We start from the raw sequence: 26,379 nt of genomic DNA, 5'->3' as shown, positions 1-26,379 counted from the left end.
GCTGTTTAGACGTTCAGGCAAAAAAAAGAGCCGCAAGGGCGGCTCTCAGGAGTTTAACAGGGAGGCGTCAAACAGAGTGGCTAAACCACTCGGTAAGAATCCAGCCAAACTGGATGTAAACCATTTAAAGCGATTAGGATTAATAAAGGGTTAATCCGCTCACAGTTGCGGCAGCACCTGATTGGAAACCTTTGCGACCGCAGGCTTGGCGGTTGCGGCAACCGTCGCCGGTGCAGGCTTTGCGGCAGGCTTCCTGCCCCAGCCGATGCTCGGCAGCCATTCAAGATAATAGGCCAGGGCAAACTGCATCACGATACCCGTCGCCATAAGCAGCGTATCGTAAGGCAAACCGCCGGGATTGATGAGTTTCATCACCTGCGCCACCATGGCCAGCAAGGTGCCGGCAATGAAGACCGGCAGGGAATGCTTGCCCATAATGGCCAGCGGATTATGCGGCGAGGTACGCGCAATGCTGTTGAGGGTCGGCACGACAGCAATCAGATAGGCCATCGCCAGCACATGCAGCAGGCGCGGCGCAGACAGGAATGTCTTGTCGAAGCCGGTAAGAACGGCGGGCATGCCCATCGACGCATCGATCCCCCAGAGCGGAATGCGCACCCAGGCAAGCGACAGCACCAGATAGGCGACCGCGAGCGTAATCAGTGCCGGATGCGAAAACAGCTTGCCGCCACGGCGCACATGCATTGTGCCGGCAATACCGATGGCAAACAGGAACTGCCATGAGAAGGGATTGAGGAACCATACGCCCTGCGTCGGATAGTTGATCGGCGCAAAGCGATAAAGCCCCGACAGCAGCCAGATCGCGCCCGATACAGCCAGCATCAGGGACAGGTTGATACGCGCCAGCACAAGCATCAGCGGCGTCATCACAAGCACGACCGCATACATGGACAGGATGTTATTATAGCCAAGCTGATGGCCGAGTGTGACCAGCCCCAGCAGGGCCTCCGCCGGCTGCTCGACCAGCGGCCCGATATTGATCTGCGCAAGCAGCTCGCCATGTTTGAGGAAAATGGCCGCAGCCGCAAAAATGCCGATCGTGGCCAGCGTCGTCATGATATGGGCTGTGTAGAGAACACCGGCGCGCCGCCACATCTTCAACGTCAGCAGCAGACGGTTGCCCGGCGCGAATTTGCTGCCATAGGCCAGCGCCACGGCCATGCCGGAAATCAGCACGAAAGCCTCGGCCGAGTCCGAAAAGCCCAGATTCTTATGCGTGAAATGCTCGTAAATCGTTCCGGGAACGTGATTGATGAAAATGGTCAGCAAGGCCAATGCACGGAAAACATCGATGCGTGTATCCCGCCCCTGCGGTGCCATTCTTGCCATTTCAATCGTCATTTCGCCTGCCTGCTGTTCGTTTTATCCGCCGCCCTGACGGCAGCCTTCATTGTCGCCTGTATAGCTGTTAAATCAGGCTGAACGCGGTTGGTTCCGATCAACTTTCGTTCCATGCTAAAACATAATGCCAGTATCGGGCGCTCTTCCGCTCCCTGGGTGCAAAAGGACTGTTAAATGCCGGTCACTTACTTTATGCCCGAATTCCATCAATATCTTTCGCTAGGTCAGCCCCATGAACGCGTCCTCCGCCACAAATCAAATCGACCGTTGCCGTATCCTGCTGGTGGCCCCGCCGCTTGCCGATGCCGACGCGCTGGCTGCCCTTCTGACAGCGGCCCTTTCAGGGGGCGATGTCACAAGCGTGATCCTCGATTCCGGCGATCTTGATGAGGCAAGCTTTCAGGCATCCCTGCAAAAGGCCGTTCCCGTCATTCAGAAAGCAGATGCCGCCGCCATCATTCTCAACGATACGCGCATTGCAGGACGTGTCGGCGCGGATGGCGTCCACATCGAAGGCAACGCCGCCACGCTTGCGGAAATTATTGAAAAGCATACGCCTAAAATGATCGTCGGAACCGGCAATCTGCGTGATCGTCACGGCGCGTTGGAAATCGGTGAACTCCAGCCCGATTATGTTTTCTTCGGCAAGATCGGTGCCGACACCAAACCCGACGCCCATCCGCGCAATCTCGCACTGGCGCAATGGTGGTCGGAAATGATTGAAATCCCCAGCATCGCACAAGCGGGCAATTCGCTGCAAAGCGTCATCGTCGCAGCCGCTACCGGCGCAGATTTCGTGGCGCTTGGCCGTGCCGTCTTCGAAGCCGACGATCCCGCCAAGGCGGTCGCGGAAGCCAACCGGCTGCTCGATGAACACGCGCCTCGTTTTGAAAACTGAACAAACAAGGTCGTCTTGCCCTCATGAAGAGCAGATTTCTTCTTACCGCCGCCCTGATTTTCATGCCATCCCTTCCGCTCGCACTGGCTGCTGGTGAAGCGGCCGCAACGCATGAAAACGCGGATAGCAAGGGCGACAAACCGGCGGAAAAACCCGTCATGCTGCCCCAGCCCGCCACGACCGGCCCGATGCCAGCCATCGATCCCAGCCGTTTTGGCGACAAGCCTGCCGATGAGGCTTTCGGCGCCTATCAGCGCGGCCTTTATCTGACGGCCTTCAATCTGGCCATGCCGCAGGCCGAAAAGGGCGACCCGGCATCGCAGACCCTGGTTGCCGAAATATATGCGCGCGGTCTCGGCGTTCCCGCCGATCAGGAAAAAGCCGCGCAATGGTATGCAAAAGCAGCAGAGCAGGGCGTCACCGAAGCGCAGTTTCGCTACGCAGCGCTTTTGCTTCAGGGCAGATATGTCAGGAAAGATGCGGCCAAAGCCGAAGAGCTGATGAAGAAGGCCGCAGAAGGCGGCAATGCCATGGCGCAGTTCAATTACGGCCAGATTCTGCTGATGAAAAGCACTGGAAAGGAACGGCTCGATGCCGCATTCCCATGGTTTGAGAAAGCCGCCGAAGCAAAGCTGCCAGATGCGGAATACGCGCTGAGCCAGCTTTATGCCAATGGCTCCGTTAAAATTCCGCGCGATGACAAAAAAGCCCGCGAATATCTGATTGAAGCCGCGCAAAAGGGCTTTGACACGGCCCAGTACGATCTTGGGCGCTGGCTGGTCGAGGGTCGCGGCGGTGAACGCGATTATGAGCAGGGCTTTCGCTGGATGACCCTTGCAGCGCAGCGCGGCACGGTCATCGCCCAGGCATGGCTCGCCCGGCTCTATCGCGACGGTATCGGCACCGAGGGCGACACGGTCAAGGCTGCTGCATGGTATATTCTTGCCCAAAGGGCTGGCTATCGCGCGCCCGATCTGGATGACATGATGGACGGGCTTGCCGAAGAGCAGCTCAAACAGGCCCTTGAAACCACCAGTAATCTGCGCATGCGCTAGATTTGGATGGTTTTTTTATCCATAGAACGCACTCATTGCCTGCATAGGCTTGCGTAAAAGGCCGTTTTGTGGTCTTGGAAACCCAATTATCATGGTCCGAGTTAAGGTGAACGCAATCGCCATGCGCAAGCGGAGATTGCCTTTCCCTCATGATGCACCGGACCGTGAACGGTTTTACATTAATTCCCGGATCAAGCTTATGAAAATCAATGGTAACGAAATCCGTCCCGGCAATGTCATCGAGCACGATGGCAGCCTCTGGGTCGCGGTCAAGACCAATGCGGTCAAGCCCGGCAAGGGCGGCGCCTACAATCAGGTCGAACTCAAGAACCTCATCAACGGCACCAAGCTCAACGAGCGTTTCCGTGCTGCTGAAACCGTCGAGCGCGTTCGTCTGGAACAGAAGGACTTCTCGTTCCTCTACGAACAGGGCGAAGCGCTGATTTTCATGGATACCGAATCCTACGAGCAACTCGAACTCGCCAAGGATTTTGTCGGCGACCGTTCCGCCTTCCTTCAGGACGGCATGATGGTGACGGTCGAGCTTTACGAAGAAAAGCCGATCGGCATTCGCCTGCCCGATCAGGTGACGCTGGCAATCACGGAAGCCGATCCGGTCGTCAAGGGCCAGACCGCAGCTTCCTCCTACAAGCCGGCTGTTCTTGAAAACGGCATCCGCATCCTCGTCCCCCCCTTCATCGAATCGGGCGAGCGGGTGATCGTCGACACCAATGAGCTGACCTACGTCAGCCGCGCCTGATCCGGCCTCCCGCCCACTTGCGAGGCGGCATATATTTCCCTTTGCGGCGCTGCGAAATGGCGCCGCCGTCCAACGCCGTCTTGTCGGCTTTGCGACAGTTCTTTCTCAGATTGCTCAGTTTTGAAGGACGATCACAATGGCTCGTTCAGCCCTCCTCAATGTCATGGTTCAGGCCGCCATCAAGGCCGGGCGCAGCCTTGCGCGCGATTTCGGCGAGGTCCAGAATCTTCAGGTTTCTCTCAAAGGCCCCGGTGACTATGTCAGCCAGGCGGACCGCCGCGCCGAAAAAATCGTCTATACCGAACTGAGCCGCGCTCGCCCGGATTTCGGCTTCCTGATGGAAGAATCGGGCGAGGTCGAATCGAAGGACGGACAGCATCGCTGGCTGGTCGATCCTCTCGATGGCACCACCAATTTCCTGCATGGCATCCCCCTCTTCGCCGTCTCCATCGCCCTTGAGCGCCAGGGGCAGATCGTTGCAGGCGTCATCTATAATCCGGCCATGGACGAACTTTACACCGCAGAACGCGGCGGCGGCGCATTTCTCAATGATCGCCGCCTGCGTGTTGCCGCGCGCAGCAAGCTCGTTGATTCGGTGATCGGCACCGGCATTCCGCATCTGGGGCGCGGGCATCACGGCCATTATCTCGTGGAACTGCGCAATGTCATGGCTGAAACCGCCGGCATCCGGCGCATGGGTGCGGTCGCGCTCGATCTTGCCTATGTCGCAGGCGGACGCCTCGACGGCTTCTGGGAAGACGGCATGCACCCCTGGGATATGGGCGCGGGCATGCTGATGATTCGCGAGGCAGGCGGTTTTGTGTCCGACAAGAATGGCGGTCAGGACATCTTCACCACCAAAAGCATCGTTGCCGGCAATGAAGCCATTCACGGCGCGCTTCTCAAGACGCTCAAAAAGCCGATCTGAAACAAGAGCCGGGCGATAAGGCTCTCGCCCGGCCCGCACCCCGCCGCAGCGACACAGAATTTTCTTATTTGAAATGATTCCGCTTCCGGAAAGAATGCGATAGGCTCCCCCGCGACAGGTTATTCCTCTGCATATCCATGGAGCGAAACGCATGAGCGATGAAAGACTTTCAGGAGGGCATCCGAGGCGGGAACGACTGGATGGAAGCGGCCATTACGACCCCTACCGCCTGACAAGTCCGCGGATCGTCATTCTGGCCATGGTCATCTTTCTCATTATCGTGGCCTTTCTGGCTGCGGTCCTGATGCGGCAGATACACACCTTCTTCATCACCAATCCGGGCCTCAACGGGCTGATATTATGCGTTTTGCTCGCGGGCATCCTGCTCACTTTCGGGCAGGTCCTGCGGCTCATGCCGGAAATCCGCTGGGTCAACTCGTTCCGCCACGGTGATGCGGATGCGTCCTCACGCCCCCCGGTTCTGCTGGCGCCCATGCGCGCGCTTCTGGGACGGAGGCAATCCATGGCGCTGTCGCCTGCATCCATGCGATCGATCCTCGATTCCATCGCCACCCGCCTTGATGAAAGCCGTGACATCTCGCGCTATCTGATCGGCCTGCTGGTGTTTCTCGGACTGCTCGGCACTTTCTGGGGCCTGCTGGAAACAGTCGGCTCCATCGGCAGCACCATTCAATCGCTCGACGCAGGGACAGGCAACATCAGCGACGTCCTCGATTCGCTCAAAGCCGGACTGCAAGCCCCGCTTTCGGGCATGGGCACAGCATTTTCATCCTCCCTGTTCGGCCTTTCCGGCTCGCTCATTCTGGGTTTTCTCGATCTGCAATCAGGCCGCGCGCAGAACCGCTTCTATACCGAGCTTGAAAACTGGCTCTCATCGGTTACGGACCTTGGTTCGGATCTTGCTTCCGATACCGGCAGTTCGGATGACATCCGCTTCCTCGCCGACAAGTTACAAAACCTGCATGGCGCAGATGCTTCCAGCCAACGCACGACAGCCGCGCTCGCAAATCTCGCCGAAGGTATTCAGGGCCTCGTGAAAAGCATGCGCAACGAGCAGCAGATCATGCGGGACTGGGTCGAGAAGCAGGCGGAGGAACAAAGGGCAATCCGGCAAACGCTTGAGCGGCTCTCCGATGCTCTGGATGAACGCTCGCGCAACAACCCCCGCGCGGAGTAGTTGCCATGGCTCTAGCCCGTAACCGCCGCACGCAGCGCCATATCGATTACTGGCCCGGCTTTGTCGATGCGCTGACCACCCTGCTGCTTGCCGTCATGTTCCTGCTGACGGTTTTCGTACTGGCTCAATTTCTGCTCAGCCGCGATGTCGACACCAAGGACAGCGCGCTGGCGCGGCTCAACAGCCAGATACAGGAGCTGACCCAGCTTCTCTCGCTTGAGCGCGGCAACAGCCAGGATCTGCAGGACACGATCATCAATCTGCAAGCTTCGCTCTTCAGCGCTGAAAGCGAGCGCTCGCGGCTGCAATCGCTGTTGAATGAGGGCAGCGGCGCAGGTGCGGCTGCGGAAAGGCGGGCGGGCGAGCTTTCGCAAAACCTCGACGCGGAAAGACAGGTCAGCGCACAGGCGCTCTCACAGGTCGAATTGCTCAACCAGCAGATTTCCGCGTTGCGCCGCCAGATCGCGGCACTGGAGGATGCCCTCGATGCATCGGAATCGCGTGATCGCGAATCCAATGCCAAGATTGCCGATCTGGGGCGTCGGCTCAATGTGGCTCTGGCGCAGCGCGTTCAGGAACTCAACCGCTATCGTTCCGATTTCTTCGGTCGGTTGAGAGCGATCCTCTCCGACAAGGAAAACATCCGCATCGTCGGGGATAGATTCGTCTTCCAGTCGGAAGTGCTCTTCCCGACAGGCTCTTCCGAGTTAAACCCTGCGGGGCTTGAGGAAATGAAAAAACTGGCCGATGCGGTCGTCACGCTCAACCAGGAGATTCCCGAAGACATCAACTGGGTGCTGCGCGTCGACGGCCATACCGACAATGTGCCGCTTTCAGGCTCCGGGCGCTTCCGCGACAACTGGGAACTGTCTTCGGCACGCGCAACCGCCGTGGTCAAATATCTGATCGCAAACGGCGTACCAGCCAATCGCCTCGTTGCCGCGGGCTTTGGCGAGTATCAGCCCCTCGACGCATCCGATACGCCCGACGCCCGCGCCAGGAACCGCCGCATCGAACTCAAGCTGACCGAAAGATAAGCGCCGGTCCGATCCAGTCGGGTCGAAGCCTGCTCTATAAAGAATCCGTTCTGGGAGAAAAAGCCTCCGCGCCAGCTTCAAACTGGAGCTTGGCGAGGCGGGCATAGATACCGCCTTTTGCGACAAGACTCTGATGCGTGCCTTCTTCCACGATGCGACCATGATCGAGCACGAGAATGCGATCCGCTTTCAGCACGGTCGCCAGCCGGTGCGCGACCACCAGCGTCGTGCGCTCGGCCATCAGGCCGTCCAGCGCCTTCTGCACCAGCATTTCGCTTTCCGCATCAAGCGCCGAGGTCGCCTCATCGAGAAGCAGGACCGGCGCATCACGAAGGATCGCGCGGGCAATGGCGATTCGCTGGCGCTGGCCGCCTGAAAGCGTTACTCCCTGCTCGCCCACCTGTGTATCGTAGCCTTGCGCAAGCTTCACGATAAAATCATGCGCCAGCGCCGCCTTTGCGGCAGCTTCGATTTCTGCATCGCTCGCCCCCGGTTTGCCGAATGCGATATTTTCGCGGATGCTCATTGCGAAAATCGCCACCTCCTGCGGCACCATGGAGATGCGCGCGCGCACTGCACAGGGATCAGCATCCGGCAAAGCCACCCCATCCATCAGCACCCGGCCCGACTGCGGATCATAATAACGCATGACAAGCGCAATCAGCGTACTTTTGCCCGCTCCCGACGGACCAACGATGGCAAGCGTCTCTCCCGGTTTTACAACAAAGCTCACGCCGTTGAGCGAAGGGGCATCCGGCCGCGTCGGATAAGAGAAATAGACCTCGTCGAAAGTGATTTCGCCGCGCGGCGGAACCGGCAGGGCGAGCGGATGTCCGGGCGCAGAAATCCCCGGCTTTTCATCGAGAATTTCAGCAAGACGTTCCGCCGCGCCAGCAGCCTGCGCAAGCTCGGCGCCTACATCGGACAGCGCGCCGAAGGCGCCTGCGACAAAAACCGCGTAAAGCACGAACTGCCCCAGCGTACCGGTGGTGATCGCGCCGGAAAGCACGTCGCGCGAACCAAACCAGAGGACGGCGACAATACTGGCGAAAATGAGAAATATCGCAAAAGCCGTCAAAAGCGCCCGCGCCTTGATGGAAGAACGTGCCGCCTGATAGGCCTTTTCGACAGCGCTCGCGAAATGGCTCACCACCATGTTTTCATTGGTAAAGGCTTGCAGGGTGCGCATCGCGCCGATCTGCTCGCTGGCATAGGCATTGGCCTCCGCCAGCATATCCTGCGTCGTACGCGAACGGCGGCGCACCGTGCGGCCGAAAGCAATCAGCGGCGCGATGATCAGCGGTATGGCGGCAATCACCAGCGCCGACAGTTTCGGGCTCGTCACCACCATCATGATCAGCGCGCCGATACCAAGAATGATGTTGCGCAAGGCGGTCGAGGTGGTCGCCCCCACCGTGGATTTGATCTGCGTGGTGTCAACGGCAATGCGGGAGACGATCTCGCCCGATTGCGTGCGATCGAAGAACTCCGGCGACAGGCTGGTCACATGGGAGAAGACCGCATTGCGCAAATCTGCCACCACCCGTTCGCCCAGCGAAATGACGAAGAAATAGCGCATGCCGGAAGCCAGCCCCAGCAACAGCGCCAGAAACACCAGCGCACCGAAATAATGATTGATATAGCTGGCATTGGTTCCGGAAAAACCGTGATCGATCACACCGCGCATGGCCATCGGCACGGCGAGCGCGGTGACGGCGGCGAAAACGAGTGAGAACAGCGCGCCTGCGACGAGCAGTTTATAACGCGCGAGGAAGGGTATCATTCGCTTCAGCGGCTTCAGGGAGCGGCGCTTGCGATCCTGCTCTGCGACAATATCGGGATTCATGCGAATTTGATTGCCTCCGCTCGCCATTCTTGAGTTTGTGCCCTTGTTATTGGCGTGTGCCTGATGTATAGGCACGCCAACCCTTTTGGAAGCCGTTACCAGCCAGTAACGCGTCTTCATATCTGCCATAGGGCGGAAGTGCTACAGGTTCGAACATAGAAACTGCGCTTTTCGCTCCCAGATTTTCAGGATTGAGAAGATGAAAGCCAATATCCATCCCGACTACCACACCATCAAGGTCGTGATGACCGATGGCACCGAGTACTTGACCCGTTCGACCTGGGGCAAGGAAGGCGACACGATGAACCTCGACATCGATCCGACCACGCATCCGGCCTGGACCGGCGGTTCGCAGACCCTCGTCGATCGCGGCGGCCGCGTTTCGAAGTTCAAGAACCGCTTCGGCAATCTCGGCATCTGATAACAGATGCAGCAGATCAAAGACCCCGCTTCGGCGGGGTTTTTTATTGCCCATAACCATCCGATATAAAAAAACTCCCGGACAAGCCGGGAGTTTTTGTTTCAGGCCGACGCTTGAGATCAGGCGCTGAGCTTTTCCATGATTTCATCGCTGACTTCGAAATTGGTGTAGACGTTCTGCACGTCGTCATCATCCTCGAGCACGTTCAGCAGCTTGAGCACGGAGCGCGCCTTTTCCTCGTCAAGCTCGGTATTGGTCTGCGGCCTCCAGACTGTCTTGATCGATTCCGCCTCGCCAAGTGCCGCTTCAAGCGACTTGGATACCTCGCCAATATCCTCGAAGGCGCAGAAGACGACATGCTCTTCCTCGCCCGACTGCACGTCTTCCGCCCCCGCTTCAATCGCCGCTTCCATCACCTTGTCGGCATCGCCGACTTCGGCCTTGTAGATGATTTCACCGACACGATCGAACATGAAGGAAACCGAGCCGGTTTCACCGAGCGAACCGCCAGCCTTGGTGAAGGCTGCGCGCACATTGGAAGCGGTACGGTTGCGATTATCCGTCAGCGCTTCGACGATGACGGAAACGCCACCCGGGCCACGGCCCTCATAACGCACTTCATCATAGTTTTCGCCGTCATTTCCCGCAGCTTTCTTGATGGCGCGCTCGATATTGTCCTTGGGCATGGACTGCGCCTTGGCGTTCTGGATAGCCAGACGCAGGCGCGGGTTCATGGCCGGGTCAGGCAGACCCTGCTTGGCGGCAACGGTAATTTCGCGCCCCAGCTTGGAAAACATTTTCGACCGCACAGCATCCTGACGCCCTTTGCGGTGCATGATATTCTTAAACTGTGAATGGCCAGCCATTAGCACCCCTGTTCCGTTCGTTTGAAATACACGGGAGAAGCTTCACCAATTGGGGCAGGCCACGGTTCGGGCCGCCATGCTCTCCGTGCAGATGGCCGCTTTATAGGGAATTGAGCCTCATTCGTCCAGTAAAAGCATGGGCGTCCAGCAAAAGCGTGGGCATCCAGCAAAAGCATGGGCTTGCAATTTCTCTGTCGATAATAATGACGGCACTCGACCTCAGCCGGTTAAATAGATTATCTATAAAACATGAACCAGACCACAAACCAGCATGGCAGCGAGACCATTGCCGCCCGCATCAGCCGCATCCTTGCCGACCGCATCATCGCGGGCGAGATCGAGCCTGGCGCAAAGCTGCGGCAGGATCACATCGCAGCCGAGTTCGAAACCAGCCATGTCCCCGTACGCGAAGCCTTCCGCCGCTTGGAAGCGCAAGGACTTGCGGTTTCCGAACCGCGGCGCGGGGTCCGCGTCGCCTCCTTCGACATCGGCGAAATCCGCGAAGTGGCGGAAATGCGCGCCGCGCTGGAGGTGCTGGCCCTGCGCCATGCCGCAGCCCATATAACCCGCGCCACGCTGGACGCCGCAGAACAGGCGACGCTCGAAGGCGACAAGTCGCGCGATGTCAGAAGCTGGGAAGAAGCCAATCGCCGCTTTCATCGCCTGATTCTCGAACCCTGCGGCATGCCGCGCCTGCTCGCGGCCATTGATGATCTGCATGCGGCCAGCGCCCGCTTTCTCTTCGCCACCTGGCGCTCGGAATGGGAAACGCACACCGATCATGACCATCGCGCCATTCTGGATGCCCTGCGCCGCAATGACATCGATCAGGCAGCCGCTATCCTTGCTCGCCATGTGCAATGGATCGGCCATCGCCCCATCCGGACGGCATCGGGCAAGACCCGTGATTCGTTTGCAATCGTCGGCTGACTTTCATTTCCTCCCCCGGTTTCCCGCCCTTCCCGCCTCGCAAAACCCGGCATTTGCGGGCTGTAGAATTTCTTGCTTGCAAAATACGCTGCTTCTCTGGAAGTTATATAGATCGAATCGCCATTTTATCTATAATTTGAGGATCCTATGACCAGCATCACCCAGGCGCACCCGTCCTTCAGCCCGCTCAACCTCGAATCCCGTTCGCCCGCGCTTCGCCTTGCGGCGGTTGTTTTGGGCACATTGATCCTTGCGCTCACCTCGCAGGTCGAAGTTCCGATGATTCCCGTTCCCATCACGCTGCAAACCCTTATCGTGCCGCTGATCGGTGCGCTTTATGGCTGGCGGCTGGGTACGGCGACCGTTCTGGCATGGCTTGGTCAAGCCATGATCGGCCTGCCGGTGCTTGCCGGCGGCGCTGGCGGCATTCATCATTTCGCAGGCGCTACCGGCGGCTATCTGGCCGCCTTCCCGATCATCGCGGCCATGACCGGCTATCTGGCCGAGCGCGGCTGGAATGGCCAGCGCGTGAGCCTTGCCTTCGTCTCCTTCCTCGCTGCCAATCTGCTTTGCCTGACGCTTGGCGCCTTGTGGCTGTCGAGCCTGATCGGCATCGAAAAGGCTGTCGCTTTCGGCGTAACGCCGTTCCTCGTGGGCGCGCTGATCAAATCCGCCCTTGGCGCAGCCATTCTCAAGGCTGCGGCCCGCAAATAAACTCAGCCAGAAAGAAGAAAGCCGCCCTTTTGCCAAGGGCGGCTTTTTCAATTCTGTCCGGCGCAATGAAGTTATTGTTGCGTTCGCCTGCGCCGCGCCAGCATGTTGAGTGCTTCGACCAGCGCGGAAAAGCCCATCGCAGCGTAAATATATCCCTTGGGGACATGGAAGCCGAAACCGTCGGCAATCAGCGTCATGCCGATCATCAGCAGGAAGGCCAGCGCCAGCATGACGATCGTCGGATTGGCGGCGATGAAGCGCGAAAGCGGATCTGCGGCCAGCGGCATGACCGTCACGGCGGCGACCACCGCAATGACCATGATGGCGATTTCATCGGTCATGCCGACTGCGGTGATGATCGAATCAACCGAGAAGACAAGATCGAGCAGCAATATCTGGACGATCGCCGCGCCTGCGGTCAGTTGCGCGGCTTTGCTGCCGATATTCTCCTTGCCGTCATTGGGGTCGACCGTGTGGTGAATCTCCTTGGTCGCTTTCCAGACCAGGAAAAGTCCACCCGCAATCAGGATAATATCGCGCCAGGAAAACCCATGTCCGAAAGCTGAAAAGACCGGCTCTCTCAATTGCACGATAATGGAAATGGTAAACAGCAGCCCCAGACGCAGGATAAGGGCCGCGCCGATACCGATCCGGCGCGCACGCGATTGCTGCTCTGCGGGAAGCTTGTTGGTGAGGATCGATATGAAGATCAGATTGTCGATGCCAAGCACGATTTCCATCGTAACCAGCGTGATGAGCGCGGCCCAACCGGCCGGGCTTGAGAGAAAGGCCAGATGCTCGGCAAGAAACTCCATAAAAACTCCTCGGTTAACGGTCCCCTCTGGCCGCCCGATGCAGACAGAAAGCGTTATGAGGAAATAAGTCGATTGAGCGCGGCTTCAATTGCTGGATAAAAAAATTATCGCCAGAAATCGGGAATTGTTTCTTGGAGCCGCGGTCCGATGCGCAAAGGCGCAATTTTTTCGGCAAGCCCGGTCCGGTCGGAAATCTCTATGCCCACGCCGCACAGGGTCGCTTCGCCATTTGCCGCCTCAAACCGCCTTTTGGGCACCTTGGAGAGAAAACGATTGAGCGGCTCCTCCTTGTCCATGCCAAGCGAGGAATCGTAATCCCCGCACATGCCCGCATCCGACATATAGGCCGTGCCGCCATGCAGGACCTGATAATCCGCCGTCGGCACATGGGTATGCGTGCCGATGACCGCGCTGGCGCGCCCATCGACGAAATGCGCAAAACATTGCTTCTCGCTGGTCGCCTCGGCGTGGAAATCAAAGAAGACGGCATCCGCCTGCTCACCCAGCGGGCAGGCTTCGAGAATCCGTTCCGCCGCCATGAAAGGATCATCCAGATCGGGATGCATGAAAACCCGCCCCATCACATTGGAAACGAGCACGCGCGCGCCGTTGCGCGCGATATAAAGCCCCTCGCCCTTGCCTGCCGTCCCTTTGGGAAAATTGGCGGGCCGCAGGAACCGCTCTTCGCGCTTGGAAAAATCCAGCGCCTCGCGCTGGTCCCAGACATGATTGCCCGTCGTCACGACATCCGCGCCCGCGCGGATCGTGTCATGAAAGATTTCTTCGGTGATCCCGAAGCCGCCAGCGGCATTTTCGCCGTTGACGACCACGAAGTCCAGTTTCAGGTCGGAAACCAGCCCCGGAAGCTTCTGATACACCACCGAGCGCCCCGAGCGCCCCACCATATCGCCAAGAAAAAGTAATCTCATGCCGGGTCTTTATCAGTCTTGATGGAAAATGCGCAAGCCGCTCTCGGTCAGTATCCGGTGAAGAGCTATATCATGCGGCTCATTGGGCACATAGGCCACTTCCTGACAATCAAACGCCATGCCGATCAATAGCGGCTGGAGTCCTTGTGCCGAAAACCGCGCCAGCGCCCGGTCATAATGGCCCGCGCCATAGCCAAGCCTGTGGCCGCGCTCATCGAAACCGGCCAGCGGCATCAACATGATCGCCGGCTCCGCCAAAGGCGCATCCTCATCCGGCCCCATCGTGCCGAAGCCGGTGGGGACCAGATCCGCATCGGGCAAGAATTCGCGAAAGGCAATTGTTTCCCTGTCGATGACCACGGGCAGGCAAAGCCTTGCGCCCTGAGTACGCCAGTTCGATAAAAGCGGTCGCGGATCGATTTCGGAGCGGATCGGCCAATAACCGGCAACCATCGCACCGCGGGGAAGGGTAATCACCGTTTCCGCCTGCCCGGCTGCGCGCAGCGATGCCTCATAGCGATAACGTGGATCAAGCGCATCGCGGCGCGCGAGAACTTCGCGTCTGAGCGCCTGCTTGTCATCATTGCGGTTTTCCCCCGCTTGCGTCATCGCAACTCCTCCCATGCTTCATGACGTTCATAAAGCATGTCGGGAACAAGGGAAACATCCAGATGAAAGAGAGTGGCGACCACGACGACCGATGGAAGAGATTGATCCCGGGAACCTACAAAGTAGGTGGGCGCCATATGCGAAAGCCCACGGGCCTTCACAGGGACAGCTCCCTTAGAGATCAATAAGGCCCCGGGGATGCTATTACTCCTGTCGGGAAGCGCAGTACGCCAAGACCTATATAGTCCTTGTCACACCCTGGCGCCAGTGGTTTGCAATGCTTGACCGGGAAAAGTTTCGTCCGGATTCTGCGCGTCGCGTCAGGAATTGCCGGAAGCAGGCAGGATGCGGCCAGCGGCCTGTTCGATACGTGTCGCCATGTCCGAAAGCATGTCGGTCAGCAGGGCATCGTTCCTGTCGGCGCTGGCAAGGGCTTCATCGCGTGAACGCCGCAGGGTCTCCGCCTCGTTCTCCAGCCCCTTGATCCGCTGCTGCAATTCAGCAAGCTCATCGACCACCATGATGCCTGCCATGACCGTCAGGCGCAGGTCGCCGATCTCCCCGAAGGAGGTTTTGAGATGCGAGACATATTGATCGAAACGAGCGGCAAGCCCGGCAAGATGTTCTTCCTGCCCTTCGTCACAAGCCATCCGATAGGCTTTGCCGTCAATGGTAACGGTTACGGTTGCCATGGCCTCTCCTATCGATCCAGAACGGCGCGGATTGTTTCCATTGCCGTCACCAGTCGGCGCGATACTTCGCGATTTGCAGCTTCCAGCCGTTCAGCGCGTGCTTCGGACTGATCCAGTTCCTGCGCCAGCCGGCTGCGGTCCGCATTCATGCGCTGCACCTCTTCCTCGGCCTCGGCAAAATCGCCTTCCTTGTCCAGCCGCAGGTCAACCGCCTCTTCAAGCGCATTGAGTGCCTTTTCCAGCCGTTCCAGAACGTGCCTGAGGGTCGTTTCAGGTGCCATCCATATCCTTTCTATGGTTTCACAGGCTTTCAGGTCCATCGCACCGGCCCCGCACCCCCGACATCGAATCGCGTCTGCCAGACGGCTTTGTTCAAAATAGTGTAATAATCAGCTCCGTGATAAGCAACAAATGAGGGAGCCAAGTCAGGACTCATGCACTGTTATCCGCTCAAAAAGGGCTTTTCGGCGACGAAAGCCCCCCTTCCTTCTCTTTATTGCGGCATTCTCGCGGCGTTTGCTGCGCAAAACTCATCGATTTATTGACTCCTCTTGTGCAGGTGCTATGTGTCCCCATGCCTTTTTTCAAAGCATGATCACAAGGTTTGAACGCCTTGTTCAGACCCCATGTCCGAACAAGGCATCGCCGCAACCCCGTTAAACCCTCTATGGAAAGACGGCCGAGACCATGACCAATTCCGACAAACAGAACCAGATGGCCAATGCAATCCGCTTCCTCTCTATGGATGCGGTTGAAAAGGCGAATTCCGGCCATCCCGGCCTGCCGATGGGCGCAGCCGACATTGCGACCACGCTTTATACCCGCTTTCTTTCGCACGATCCGCAGAACCCGCATTGGCCCGATCGCGACCGTTTCGTGCTTTCCGCCGGTCATGGCTCGATGCTGCTTTATTCGCTTCTGTATCTTTCGGGCTACGAAGATATTTCCATCGATGAGATCAGGAACTTCCGTCAGCTTGGCGCGCGCACCGCAGGCCATCCTGAATATGGCCACGCCGCAGGCATTGAAACCACCACAGGCCCGCTTGGCCAGGGTATCGCCAATGCTGTCGGCATGGCGCTTTCGGAACGCATTCTCAATGCGCAGTTCGGCGACAGTCTCGTCGATCACTATACCTATGCACTTGTCGGCGACGGCTGCCTCATGGAAGGCATCAGCCAGGAAGCCATAGCGCTTGCCGGTCATCTCAAGCTCAACAAGCTCATCGTCTTCTGGGACGATAACAATATCTCCATCGACGGCCCCGTCACGCTTTCCGACAATACCGACCAGCCTGCCCGTTTCGCCGCCTCCGGCTGGAACACCATGGCCGTTGACGGCCACGATCAGGAAGCCATCGCAAAGGCCATCGAACTGGCCCGGGTTTCCGACCGCCCGACGCTGATCGCCTGCAAGACGACCATCGGTTTTGGCTCGCCCAACAAGGCTGGCACCAACAAGGTTCACGGCTCGCCGCTGGGCGCGGAAGAAATCGCTGCGACCCGCAAGGCGCTTGACTGGACCGCCGAACCCTTCACCGTTCCGGCGGAAATCCTCGATGCCTGGCGCGTGGCCGGTCTCAATGCCGCCAAGAAGCGCCAGGAATGGGAAAAGCGCCTTGCTGCTGCCGATTCTGAAACCCGCGCCGAATTCGAGCGCCGCATGCGCGGCGATCTGCCCATCGGTTTCGATGAGGCGATCAACGAATACAAGAAGAAGCTTTCCGCCGACAAGCCGAAGGTCGCCACCCGCAAATCCTCGGAAATGGCGCTGGAAGTCATCAATGGCGTTGTGCCGGAAACACTCGGCGGCTCTGCCGACCTGACCGGTTCCAACAACACCAAGACCAGCCAGACCAAACCCGTCACGCCGGAAAACTATGGTGGCCGTTATATCCATTACGGCATCCGCGAGCACGGCATGGCTGCTGCGATGAATGGAATCACGCTGCATGGCGGCCTGATTCCCTATTCCGGCACCTTCCTGACCTTCTCCGATTATGCCCGCCCAGCCATGCGCCTTTCCTCGCTGATGGGCATCCGTGTCGTCTATGTCATGACGCATGATTCCATCGGACTTGGCGAAGACGGCCCGACCCACCAGCCGGTGGAACATCTGGCGGCATTGCGCGCGATCCCCAACCATAATGTCTTCCGCCCGGCAGACGCCGTGGAAGCGGCCGAATGCTGGCAACTGGCGCTCAAGTCGAAGAAAACCCCCTCGACGCTGGCTCTCACGCGCCAGAACCTGCCGACCGTTCGCACCGAGCACCGTGAAGAGAACCTCTGCGCTCATGGCGCCTATGAACTCGCCGCCGCAAGCAGCGACGCCAAGGTCACGATCTTCGCATCCGGCTCGGAAGTGGAAATCGCCCTGAAAGCGCGCGATCTGCTCGAAGCCAAGGGCATTGCGACCCGCGTGGTTTCCGTCCCCTGCTTTGAGCTTTTTGAAGAGCAGAGCGACGCATACAAGCAGGCAACGCTTGGCAATGCGCCGGTCAAGATCGCCATTGAAGCGGCGATTTCACTGGGCTGGGAGCGCTTTATCGGCGAAAACGGCGTCTTTATCGGCATGAAGGGCTTTGGCGCTTCCGGAGAGATCAGCGATCTCTACAAGCATTTCGGCATCACGGCGGAACATGCCGCCGAGGCTGCGGAAAAGAAGCTCAACGCCGCCGCATGATTTTTGGAACGCCGGTGTCGCAAAACGCCGGCGTTTGTCTTTCCAGTCCGGATTACCCAACCGCACCATATGCAGAACCCCGTCGGGAGATTTAGAGAAAATGGCAGTTCGCGTCGCAATCAACGGTTTTGGCCGCATTGGCCGCAATGTTCTCCGCGCCATCGTGGAATCGGGCCGCACCGATATTCAGGTCGTTGCGATCAACGATCTCGGCCCGGTCGAAACCAATGCGCATCTTCTGCGCTATGACAGCGTCCATGGCCGTTTCCCCCATGAAGTAAAGGTCGCTGGCGACACCATCGACGTCGGCTATGGCCCGATCAAGGTCCATGCCGTCCGCAACCCGGCTGAACTGCCGTGGAAGGAAGAAGGCGTCGACATCGCTCTTGAGTGCACCGGCATCTTCACCGCCCGCGACAAGGCGGCCCTGCATCTGGAAGCAGGCGCCAAGCGCGTGCTCGTTTCGGCTCCCGGCGATGGCGCCGACCTGACCGTCGTTTACGGCGTCAATCACGACAAGCTGACCAAGGACCACATCGTCGTCTCCAACGCTTCGTGCACCACCAACTGCCTTGCCCCGGTGGCCATGATCCTCAACGAGGCTTTCGGCATCGAAAAAGGCTTCATGACGACGATCCACGCCTATACGGGCGACCAGCCGACCCTCGACACCATGCACAAGGATCTTTACCGCGCGCGTGCTGCCGCCATGTCGATGATCCCCACCTCGACGGGTGCCGCCAAGGCTGTCGGCCTCGTTCTGCCGGAACTCAAGGGCAAGCTTGACGGCACGTCGATCCGCGTTCCCACCCCGAATGTTTCGGTCATCGACTTCAAGTTCATCGCCAAAAAGAACGTGACCGTCGATGAAGTGAACGCTGCTCTCGTTGCAGCCTCCGAAGGCCCACTCAAGGGCATTCTGGCCTTCACCAAGGACCCGCTCGTCTCCATCGACCTCAACCACAATCCGGCATCGTCCACCTTCGCGCTCGACCAGACCAAGGTCATCGAGGGCAATCTGGTGCGCGTGATGTCGTGGTACGACAATGAATGGGGCTTCTCCAACCGCATGAGCGACACCGCTGTCGCCATGGGCAAGCTGATCTGATTATCAGCGCCCCTCTCCCACGAGGGGCGCTTTTCTCTTTTATGACATTTCGAGGATAGGCTGATGGGTTTTCGCACGCTGGATGATGCCGACGTCAAATCAAAACGCGTTCTGGTCCGCGTTGATCTCAACGTGCCGATGGCCGGCGGAGAAGTCACCGATCTGACCCGCATCGAACGCATCGTGCCGACCATTGAGGAACTGGCAAAAAAGGGCGCGAAGGTCATTCTCCTTGCGCATTTTGGTCGCCCCAAGGGCGTTGCATCGGATGAAAATTCGCTCAAGCAGGTCGTCAAGCCGCTCGCAAAAGTGCTCGGTCACGCGGTTCACTTCGCGGCCGACTGCATTGGCGACAAGGCCAAAGCCGCAATCGATGCGCTCAAGGATGGCGACATTCTGCTTCTCGAAAACACCCGTTTCCACAAGGGTGAGGAAAAGAACGACCCGGAATTCGTGCAGGCCCTCGCCGCCAATGGCGATCTTTACGTCAATGACGCCTTTTCCGCCGCCCATCGTGCCCATGCATCGACGGAAGGACTTGCTCATGTCCTGCCAGCCTATGCCGGTCGCGCCATGCAGGCGGAGCTTGAAGCGCTGGAAAAGGGCCTCGGCGACCCGGCTCGCCCCGTTGTTGCGATTGTCGGCGGTGCCAAGGTTTCAACCAAGCTCGACCTGCTTTCCAACCTGATCGAAAAGGTCGATGCGCTGGTTATCGGCGGCGGCATGGCCAATACATTTCTCGCAGCCCAGGGCCGCGATGTCGGCAAATCGCTTTGCGAACACGATCTCGCGCAGACCGCACGCGACATCATGGCCAAGGCGGAAAAGACGAAATGCGCCATCATCCTGCCGGTTGACGCGGTGGTGGGCTGGCATTTTGCCGCCGACACACCCAACCAGACCTATGGTGTCGATGCGATCCCCGCTGACGGCATGATTCTCGATGCGGGCAGCCTGTCCACGGACCTGATCGCCTCCGCCGTAGACGACGCGGCAACGCTCATCTGGAATGGCCCGCTCGGCGCATTTGAACTGCGTCCCTTCGATACGGCAACCGTCAAGACGGCCCGGCATGTTGCCGAACGCACCAAAGCGGGCAAGCTGGTTTCGGTCGGCGGCGGTGGTGACACGGTCGCAGCCCTCAACCATGCGGGCGTGGCTGATGACTTCACCTATATTTCAACCGCTGGCGGCGCTTTCCTCGAATGGATGGAAGGCAAGCCGCTTCCCGGTGTGAATGTATTGAAGAAATAGATCGATAAGCCCGGTTCAGCCGGGCTTATTCCTTTGGCGTCAGCCGCAGCAAGCGCCCCGGATTGTCATCCTCGATCAGCCAGATCGCGCCGTCGGAAGCAACCGCGACATCGCGGATGCGGTTTTCCATGGCGAAGCGCTCGACCTCATCGGGCTGACCGTCGCTGTTTATGACAACCCGCACCAAGGCCATGGATGAAAGAGCGCCGATCAGCGCCGACCCGTCCCAGTCCGCAAACATCTTGCCTTCATAGAAAACCAGTCCTGCCGGAGCGATCACCGGCGTCCAGAACAGGGGCGGAGCCTCGAATTCCGGTCGGGTGCTGTGGCGCGGTATCGGCCTGCCGCTGTAATTGTCGCCATTGGAGACAACGGGCCAGCCATAATTGAGACCCGGCTTGATGAGATTGAACTCATCTCCGCCGCGCGGTCCCATTTCGTGTTCCCATAATTTCCCGTCCGCCGCGAAAGCAAGCCCATAGGGATTGCGATGCCCGGTCGACCAGGTGAGCGCTCTGATACCGCCTTCATTCGCATAAGGATTATCCGCCGGTACGGAGCCATCGGGGTTCATCCGCAAGATCTTGCCCATCGGCGCGTTGTCATCCTGCGCGCTTGCAGGCTCCATCCGGTCCCCGACGCTCAGAAACAGATGCTTGCCATCCGGCGTGAAGGTGATGATGCCACCCGGTTGCCCGCCGCGCGCGACCGTTGCCTGTTCCCAAATCGCGGTTCTGTCCTCAAGCACCGCCTTGCCGCCATCCTCGTTGAGCACGGCGCGCACGAGGATCACATAGCTGCCGCCCTTCGCTGGTGCGTTGAATGTAAAATAAACTGCCCTGCTCGTCTTGAAATCCGGTGCGGGCGCAATATCAAGCAATCCGTTCTGCCCCGTGGCGGCAACCTCGGGAACACCGGCTACCTCGGTCTTTTGGCCTTCCTGGGTCACGATGAAAATCCTGCCGCCTTTTTCCGTAAGAAGCAGCCGGCCATCAGGCAGAAACGCAATCGCCCAGGGCGTATCGAATTCAGCAATGGAAGTGACGTTGAAGGGTGCTTCGGCCTTGGCAACCCGTTCACCGGCATTGATGCTTTCCGCGCGGACAAAATGCGGCGCAAGAATGAGCATGGATGCTCCCAGAAGCATCGAAAGGCTTGTAAGGACCCGGCGCATTTCTCCTCCTGTGTCTGCTATCCACCAAATGGGGATCGGCGACATTAATGTCAAAAGCGTGACGCGGCCTGCCCTTCAACATTATTTATCAAGGCGGGTGCGGCCCGGTTCTTTCTGCTGCCGTCCTTAAACCGGTCTATCGGAAAGATGAAAGCCGACGATCAGCGCCATGATGAAAAGGGCGAGAACCGCGATTTTCCAGAAATCACTGCGCCGCCGCAGCCCGGGAAGCCCCAATGGCTTGATAATGTGCAGTCCCATCAGCATAAGAAGCAGCACGGGCAATATCTTTGTCACGGCACACCTTTTATCATTTCAACTCTCTTGTGCCGCAGCCATGCCAAAGCTGCAAGCCGCCACAGCGCCCGCCCCGCTTTAATCGCGTATCAATCTTAAGTTCGATGGACGCGGGCTTGCTGCTTTGCTTAACTGGCACCAGCGAGGATGAGAAGCCATGGAGGAGGTCCGCCAGCGGATTATGTGCTTCTCACTCAGGATCACGCTTGCTATTCTTCGAAAAGAGCGAGGCGTGTTGTGCGGAGGAGCAATATGACTTCAAAATATGCCGAAATATACGGAGCATGGCAGAGCAACCCGGAAGTCTTCTGGGCGGACGCCGCCAAGGCAATCGACTGGTTCACGCCCTATGAGCAGGTCTTTGCGGGCGATCAGGGCGTTTATGGCCGCTGGTTTGTCGGGGGACAATGCAATACCTGCTATAATGCACTCGACCGCCATGTGGCCAACGGGCGGGGAGACCAGAACGCGCTGATCCATGAAAGTCCCGTCACCAACCGGGTGCGCAAGATCAGCTATCGCGAATTGCTCGCAGAGGTCGAGGCGCTTGCCGCCGTCATGATTGACCATGGCGTTAAAAAAGGCGATCGCATCATCATCTATATGCCCATGGTGCCGGAAGCTGCCGCCGCCATGCTGGCATGCGCGCGCATCGGCGCGGTGCATTCCGTGGTCTTTGGCGGTTTCGCCGCCACAGAACTGGCAACCCGCATCGACGATGCGCAGCCGGTCATGATCATCGCCGCTTCCTGCGGCATCGAGCCGTCGCGCGTGGTGCCCTATCAGGACATGCTCGACAAGGCCATTGATCAGGCGCGCCACAAGGTTGCGCATTGCATCATCCTGCAACGCCCCGAACATGCGCATAATCCGCTCGAGGGTCGCGACATCGATTACCGGGCCGCAGTGGACGCTGCGCGCGGTCGCCACATTCCCTGCACGCCGGTCGAGGCCACCGACCCGCTCTATGTGCTTTATACATCCGGAACCACGGGCGAACCCAAAGGCGTGGTGCGCGACAATGGTGGCCATATGGTCGCGCTGGCCTGGTCGATGAAGCACGTCTTTGACGTCAGCCCCGGGCAGGTCTTCTGGACCGCATCCGATGTCGGCTGGGTCGTCGGCCATTCCTATATTGTCTATGCCCCGCTGATTGCGGGGGCCACCAGCATTCTCTTCGAGGGCAAACCCATCGGTACGCCCGACGCAGGCACGTACTGGCGCATCGCCGCCGAGCATGGCGTCGAAGTGATGTTCACCGCCCCCACGGCCCTGCGCGCCATCAAGAAAGAGGACGCGGACGGAAAATTCGTTCGTCACTACGATCTGTCGAAACTCCGCGCACTCTTTCTGGCCGGAGAGCGCGCCGACCCCGATACGATCAACTGGGCGGAAAACCTGCTGAAATGTCCGGTCATCGATCATTGGTGGCAGACGGAAAGCGGCTGGCCGATGGTGGCAAACCCGCTGGGTCTGGGGCTGCTCAAGACCAGATATGGCTCCCCTACGGTCTGTCTGCCGGGCTATGATATTCGCGTGCTTGACGATGAAGGCCATGAAGTCGAACGCGGCCAGCTTGGCAATATTCTCGTCAAGCTGCCGCTGCCGCCCGGATGCCTGCCGACGCTGTGGAATGCCGATGACCGCTTCCGCAAAGCCTATCTCTCCGAATTCCCCGGCTACTATAAAACAGCCGATGCCGGCTATATGGATCAGGATGGCTATCTCTACATCATGGGCCGCACCGACGACATCATCAACGTTGCCGGGCATCGCCTGTCGACGGGCGCGATGGAGGAAGTGCTCTCCTCGCACCCCGATGTCGCCGAATGCGCGGTGCTGGGCATTGCCGACCCGCTCAAGGGACAGGTTCCTTGCGGCCTCATCGTGCTCAAATCCAATATCGACCGTGACCCGCATGAGGTCGAGGCGGAATGCGCGGCCATGATTCGCGACAAGATCGGACCCGTTGCCGCTTTCCGGCTGGCCCTCACCGTCAATCGCCTGCCCAAGACGCGTTCCGGCAAGATATTGCGCTCGACGATCCAGAAAATCGCCGATGGCGAACAATGGAAAATGCCTGCAACCATAGACGACCCGGCGATTTTAGAGGAGATAAGCGCGATCCTGCGCGAAAGGCATATCGGCCATGCCTTCGCCTGACTATTGACCGCCCGCCTGCACAAGTTCACTCTTCCCCCAAACGGAGTGATTTCATGCGGCTGGAAGGCAAGGTAGCAATCGTCACGGGAGCAGCGCGCGGCATCGGCTATGCGATAGCGAAGCGTTTTCTGATGGACGGCGCAAGCGTCGTCCTGTCGGACGTAAATAGCGCGGCAGCGTCCCGCGCGGCCAGGGAGCTTGAACAATATGGCAATATCGAGCCTGTTGCCGCCGATGTCGGCGACAAGCTGGATATTCACAACATGCTGACCTATACCGCCACCAGCATGGGCAGGCTCGATATTTTCGTCAACAATGCCGCAATCACGCATCAGGCGGCTTTCCTTGATCTCAAGGAAGCGGATTTCGACCGCGTCCTGCGCGTCAATCTCAAAGGGGCATTCCTGTGCGGGCAGGCAGCCGCCAGACGCATGGTCGCACAGGTGGAGGCGGGTGCGGATGCAGGCACCATCATCAATATATCCTCGCTGAACGCATTGACCGCCCTGCCGGGCCATCTGGCATACGCCGTTTCCAAGGGCGGCCTGAACCAGCTTACCCGCGCAATGGCGGCGGCGCTGACCCAATGGGGCATTCGCGTAAATGGTATCGGCCCCGGTCCCGTCGAGACGGATATGCTTTCCGCACTTGATCCCGGCAACGAAAATACCGGCCCCGCAACATCGCCTGCACCAACAGGCGGCATCGGCCAGCCCGATGAGATAGCCGCAATCGCATCCTTCCTCGCCTCACCCGATGCAAGTTACGTGACCGGCCAGACGATTTATGCGGATGGCGGGCGGCAGGCATCCGGTTATATCGTTCCACCCTCCTGACAGAAGGTTGTCAGGAGGACTATGCGATAGTGCGTTTCCACGAATGAGGGAGATTTGCCATGACTATCGCGATTGCACCGCTGATTGCCATATTGAAGGCCTATAAACGCAGGCAGGATGCACGCCGCCGCTTCGTGCGCACCCAGCGCACCCTCGATGGCCTGCCGATGGAGCTGCGCAAGGATATGGGATGGCCCGACCGCTATCTTAAACAGTGCCGCAGAGGAGAGTGACAGGACAATGCGTCGCGCCGATCGCCTGTTTCAGATAGTTCAGCACCTGCGCGGTGGCAGGCTCGTCACCGCGCACCAGCTTGCCGAACGGCTGGAAGTCTCCGAACGCACGATTTACCGCGATATAGCCGATCTGCAATCGACGGGAGTACCCATCGACGGTGAAGCGGGCGTCGGCTATTTATTGCGTCAGGGTTTCGAGCTGCCGCCGCTGATGTTCACCCGCGATGAGATCGTCGCACTGGTTGCCGGGGCGCGTCTGGTCCGCGCCTGGGGCGGTGCTTCCATGGCGCGGGGCGCGGAAGAAGCTCTGGTCAAGATTGAAGCGGTCTTGCCCAGACAGGAGCGTATGCGGATCACCGGAACGCAGATTCACTCCCCCTCCACCAGCATCAGCGAGGGTGAACGCCACATTATCGATACCGTTGAACGCGCCGTCGACCGGAGCAATGTCCTCAATATCCGCTATCGCGATCTGGAGGCAAAAGAAAGCGAGCGCGATATTCGCCCTTTGGGCTTGTGGTTCTGGGGCAAGGTATGGACGGTGATCGGCTGGTGCGAATTGCGCGATGCATTTCGTACGTTCCGCACCGACCGCATCCTTGAAGCCAATAATGCCGGTCGCAATTTTCACTCCGAGCGCGGCAAAACGCTCAAGGACTTCTACCGGCAGATGGAATCGAGCGAATATAACGCGTTCAAAGATTAGAGCATTTCCAGCAAAAGTGTGAAACGGTTTTACGTTTGGATAATGCGATAAAGCAAAACTTGAAGCGTAAGAAACGAATCTGAAAGATCGCGACACGCCAACCCATCCTCCCAACAAAAAGCCCGGCGAAACCGGGCTTTTTTCAATTCACGGCCAGACGATTATTCCTCGTCTTCGTCATCTTTCGAACCCTGAAGGGACGAAAGCTTGGCGAAAACCTTGTCCGCGTCCAGCTCTTCCTCTTCCGCTGGCGTCTCATCGCGATAGTCGAGATTCTCGGTCGCGGATGCAGGCAGCAGCGTGCTGTCATCTGCGGTAGCCGGGCGATTGCGCGCCGCACGATCCACTTCCAGATCCAGATCGATCTGCGAGCAAAGGCCCAGCGTCACCGGGTCCATCGCGGTAAGATTGGCTGAATTCCAGTGCGTGCGATTGCGAATCTGTTCAATGGTCGACTTGGTCGTGCCGATCAGGCGCGAAATCTGGGCATCCTTGAGTTCGGGATGGTTGCGCACCAGCCACAGAATCGCGTTCGGACGATCCTGACGCTTGGACAGGGGCGTATAGCGCGGTCCCTTGCGCTTGGCCTCCGGCACCCGCACCTTGGGTTCGGCAAGTTTCAGGCGGTGATTGGGATCCTTCTCGCCCTTGACGATCTCCTCGCGCGAAAGCTGGCCGGTAATGACCGGATCAAGTCCCTTGATGCCCTGCGAAGCCTCACCGTCCGCGATAGCCTTTACTTCGAGCGGGTGCAATTTGCAGAATGCTGCGATCTGGTCAAAAGACAGCGCCGTATTATCGACAAGCCAGACGGCCGTTGCTTTCGGCATAAGAAGCTGGGTGGCCATTAGATATAATCCTCT

General features: G+C 58.7%; 27 protein-coding genes and 1 other RNA gene. 16 read left to right on the top strand and 12 right to left on the bottom strand.

Annotated elements, in window-relative coordinates; translation table 11 throughout:
* Positions 1-159: 159 nt before the first annotated feature.
* Positions 160-1,362, bottom strand: coding sequence for an OpgC family protein (locus DKP76_RS15380; protein ID WP_109707678.1), 1,203 nt, complete (start codon positions 1,360-1,362; stop codon positions 160-162).
* A 232-nt stretch (positions 1,363-1,594) separates the two neighbouring features.
* Between DKP76_RS15380 and DKP76_RS15375 the strand changes: the two genes are divergently transcribed.
* The 6 genes from DKP76_RS15375 (at position 1,595) to DKP76_RS15350 (ending at position 7,238) form a co-directional block, all read left to right on the top strand.
* A complete protein-coding gene (locus DKP76_RS15375) occupies positions 1,595-2,260 on the top strand; it encodes a thiamine phosphate synthase (RefSeq protein WP_109707677.1) in 666 nt (221 codons plus the stop codon).
* 23 nt (positions 2,261-2,283) lie between these two features.
* Positions 2,284-3,315, top strand: a complete 1,032-nt coding sequence (locus DKP76_RS15370) for a tetratricopeptide repeat protein (protein WP_109707676.1) — start codon at positions 2,284-2,286, stop codon at positions 3,313-3,315.
* Between the two features lie 199 nt (positions 3,316-3,514).
* Complete coding sequence (gene efp, locus DKP76_RS15365; RefSeq protein WP_109707739.1) at positions 3,515-4,075, top strand: elongation factor P; 561 nt, start codon at positions 3,515-3,517, stop codon at positions 4,073-4,075.
* 136 nt (positions 4,076-4,211) lie between these two features.
* Positions 4,212-5,003: an inositol monophosphatase family protein gene (locus DKP76_RS15360; protein ID WP_109707675.1), complete on the top strand. Its 792-nt coding sequence runs from the start codon at positions 4,212-4,214 to the stop codon at positions 5,001-5,003.
* Between the two features lie 151 nt (positions 5,004-5,154).
* Complete coding sequence (locus tag DKP76_RS15355) at positions 5,155-6,201, top strand: MotA/TolQ/ExbB proton channel family protein (protein WP_109707674.1); 1,047 nt, start codon at positions 5,155-5,157, stop codon at positions 6,199-6,201.
* A 5-nt stretch (positions 6,202-6,206) separates the two neighbouring features.
* On the top strand, positions 6,207-7,238 hold the full coding sequence (locus DKP76_RS15350) for a peptidoglycan -binding protein (protein WP_109707673.1): 1,032 nt from the start codon (positions 6,207-6,209) through the stop codon (positions 7,236-7,238).
* 34 nt (positions 7,239-7,272) lie between these two features.
* Here the strand turns inward: DKP76_RS15350 and DKP76_RS15345 are convergent, their stop codons facing one another.
* Positions 7,273-9,111, bottom strand: a complete 1,839-nt coding sequence (locus tag DKP76_RS15345; protein WP_425349414.1) for an ABC transporter transmembrane domain-containing protein — start codon at positions 9,109-9,111, stop codon at positions 7,273-7,275.
* Positions 9,112-9,283: 172 nt separating this feature from the next.
* Between DKP76_RS15345 and rpmE the strand changes: the two genes are divergently transcribed.
* Positions 9,284-9,505, top strand: a complete 222-nt coding sequence (rpmE, locus tag DKP76_RS15340) for a 50S ribosomal protein L31 (RefSeq protein WP_109707671.1) — start codon at positions 9,284-9,286, stop codon at positions 9,503-9,505.
* A 119-nt stretch (positions 9,506-9,624) separates the two neighbouring features.
* Here the strand turns inward: rpmE and DKP76_RS15335 are convergent, their stop codons facing one another.
* Positions 9,625-10,371, bottom strand: coding sequence for a YebC/PmpR family DNA-binding transcriptional regulator (locus tag DKP76_RS15335; protein ID WP_109707670.1), 747 nt, complete (start codon positions 10,369-10,371; stop codon positions 9,625-9,627).
* A gap of 249 nt (positions 10,372-10,620) precedes the next feature.
* On the opposite strand from DKP76_RS15335, the gene DKP76_RS15330 reads away from it, so the two are divergent.
* Positions 10,621-11,301: a GntR family transcriptional regulator gene (locus DKP76_RS15330; protein ID WP_109707669.1), complete on the top strand. Its 681-nt coding sequence runs from the start codon at positions 10,621-10,623 to the stop codon at positions 11,299-11,301.
* 147 nt (positions 11,302-11,448) lie between these two features.
* Positions 11,449-12,015 (top strand): biotin transporter BioY, encoded by a 567-nt coding sequence (locus tag DKP76_RS15325; RefSeq protein WP_109707668.1) that lies wholly within the window; start codon positions 11,449-11,451, stop codon positions 12,013-12,015.
* A 71-nt stretch (positions 12,016-12,086) separates the two neighbouring features.
* Here DKP76_RS15325 and DKP76_RS15320 read toward each other — a convergent pair whose 3' ends face one another.
* The 6 genes from DKP76_RS15320 to DKP76_RS15295 form a co-directional block, all read right to left on the bottom strand.
* The gene (locus DKP76_RS15320) at positions 12,087-12,830 is read right to left on the bottom strand and encodes a TerC family protein (protein WP_109707667.1); all 744 of its coding nucleotides are present in this window, start codon (positions 12,828-12,830) and stop codon (positions 12,087-12,089) included.
* A 104-nt stretch (positions 12,831-12,934) separates the two neighbouring features.
* Positions 12,935-13,759: a TIGR00282 family metallophosphoesterase gene (locus DKP76_RS15315; RefSeq protein ID WP_109707666.1), complete on the bottom strand. Its 825-nt coding sequence runs from the start codon at positions 13,757-13,759 to the stop codon at positions 12,935-12,937.
* Between the two features lie 12 nt (positions 13,760-13,771).
* Positions 13,772-14,368, bottom strand: coding sequence for a 5-formyltetrahydrofolate cyclo-ligase (locus DKP76_RS15310; protein ID WP_109707665.1), 597 nt, complete (start codon positions 14,366-14,368; stop codon positions 13,772-13,774).
* A 73-nt stretch (positions 14,369-14,441) separates the two neighbouring features.
* Positions 14,442-14,600, bottom strand: a non-coding RNA gene (gene ssrS, locus DKP76_RS15305) — 6S RNA.
* Positions 14,601-14,688: 88 nt separating this feature from the next.
* Positions 14,689-15,060, bottom strand: coding sequence for a cell division protein ZapA (locus tag DKP76_RS15300; protein WP_109707664.1), 372 nt, complete (start codon positions 15,058-15,060; stop codon positions 14,689-14,691).
* Between the two features lie 8 nt (positions 15,061-15,068).
* Positions 15,069-15,341 carry a DUF4164 domain-containing protein gene (locus tag DKP76_RS15295; protein WP_109707663.1) on the bottom strand — a complete coding sequence of 91 codons (273 nt, stop codon included), beginning with the start codon at positions 15,339-15,341 and terminating at the stop codon, positions 15,069-15,071.
* Positions 15,342-15,747: 406 nt separating this feature from the next.
* Here DKP76_RS15295 and tkt point away from each other — a divergent pair, with 406 nt between their 5' ends.
* The 3 genes from tkt to DKP76_RS15280 all read left to right on the top strand — a co-directional run bounded on the left by tkt (position 15,748) and on the right by DKP76_RS15280 (position 20,104).
* Complete coding sequence (gene tkt, locus DKP76_RS15290; protein WP_109707662.1) at positions 15,748-17,742, top strand: transketolase; 1,995 nt, start codon at positions 15,748-15,750, stop codon at positions 17,740-17,742.
* A gap of 100 nt (positions 17,743-17,842) precedes the next feature.
* Positions 17,843-18,850, top strand: a complete 1,008-nt coding sequence (gap, locus tag DKP76_RS15285; RefSeq protein ID WP_109707661.1) for a type I glyceraldehyde-3-phosphate dehydrogenase — start codon at positions 17,843-17,845, stop codon at positions 18,848-18,850.
* Positions 18,851-18,913: 63 nt separating this feature from the next.
* A complete protein-coding gene (locus tag DKP76_RS15280; RefSeq protein WP_109707660.1) occupies positions 18,914-20,104 on the top strand; it encodes a phosphoglycerate kinase in 1,191 nt (396 codons plus the stop codon).
* Positions 20,105-20,129: 25 nt separating this feature from the next.
* Here DKP76_RS15280 and DKP76_RS15275 read toward each other — a convergent pair whose 3' ends face one another.
* Both DKP76_RS15275 and DKP76_RS19425 read right to left on the bottom strand, forming a co-directional pair.
* On the bottom strand, positions 20,130-21,278 hold the full coding sequence (locus DKP76_RS15275; RefSeq protein WP_109707659.1) for a PQQ-dependent sugar dehydrogenase: 1,149 nt from the start codon (positions 21,276-21,278) through the stop codon (positions 20,130-20,132).
* Between the two features lie 126 nt (positions 21,279-21,404).
* On the bottom strand, positions 21,405-21,575 hold the full coding sequence (locus DKP76_RS19425) for a hypothetical protein (protein WP_199224821.1): 171 nt from the start codon (positions 21,573-21,575) through the stop codon (positions 21,405-21,407).
* 252 nt (positions 21,576-21,827) lie between these two features.
* On the opposite strand from DKP76_RS19425, the gene DKP76_RS15270 reads away from it, so the two are divergent.
* The 4 genes from DKP76_RS15270 to DKP76_RS15260 are packed head-to-tail and all read left to right on the top strand — an operon-like array spanning position 21,828 to position 25,516.
* On the top strand, positions 21,828-23,738 hold the full coding sequence (locus DKP76_RS15270; RefSeq protein WP_109707658.1) for a propionyl-CoA synthetase: 1,911 nt from the start codon (positions 21,828-21,830) through the stop codon (positions 23,736-23,738).
* A 53-nt stretch (positions 23,739-23,791) separates the two neighbouring features.
* Positions 23,792-24,574, top strand: a complete 783-nt coding sequence (locus DKP76_RS15265) for an SDR family NAD(P)-dependent oxidoreductase (RefSeq protein ID WP_109707657.1) — start codon at positions 23,792-23,794, stop codon at positions 24,572-24,574.
* Between the two features lie 59 nt (positions 24,575-24,633).
* Entirely contained in the window at positions 24,634-24,807 is a 174-nt protein-coding gene (locus DKP76_RS19420; RefSeq protein ID WP_199224820.1) for a hypothetical protein, read from the top strand.
* A gap of 7 nt (positions 24,808-24,814) precedes the next feature.
* The gene (locus tag DKP76_RS15260; protein ID WP_109707656.1) at positions 24,815-25,516 is read left to right on the top strand and encodes a helix-turn-helix transcriptional regulator; all 702 of its coding nucleotides are present in this window, start codon (positions 24,815-24,817) and stop codon (positions 25,514-25,516) included.
* Positions 25,517-25,677: 161 nt separating this feature from the next.
* Here the strand turns inward: DKP76_RS15260 and DKP76_RS15255 are convergent, their stop codons facing one another.
* Positions 25,678-26,364 carry a DUF1013 domain-containing protein gene (locus DKP76_RS15255; protein WP_109707655.1) on the bottom strand — a complete coding sequence of 229 codons (687 nt, stop codon included), beginning with the start codon at positions 26,362-26,364 and terminating at the stop codon, positions 25,678-25,680.
* Positions 26,365-26,379 lie beyond the last annotated feature (15 nt).

The organism is Falsochrobactrum shanghaiense, assembly GCF_003149535.1.
GTDB lineage: Bacteria > Pseudomonadota > Alphaproteobacteria > Rhizobiales > Rhizobiaceae > Brucella > Brucella shanghaiense.
This window is presented reverse-complemented; position numbering and strand designations above follow the sequence as displayed.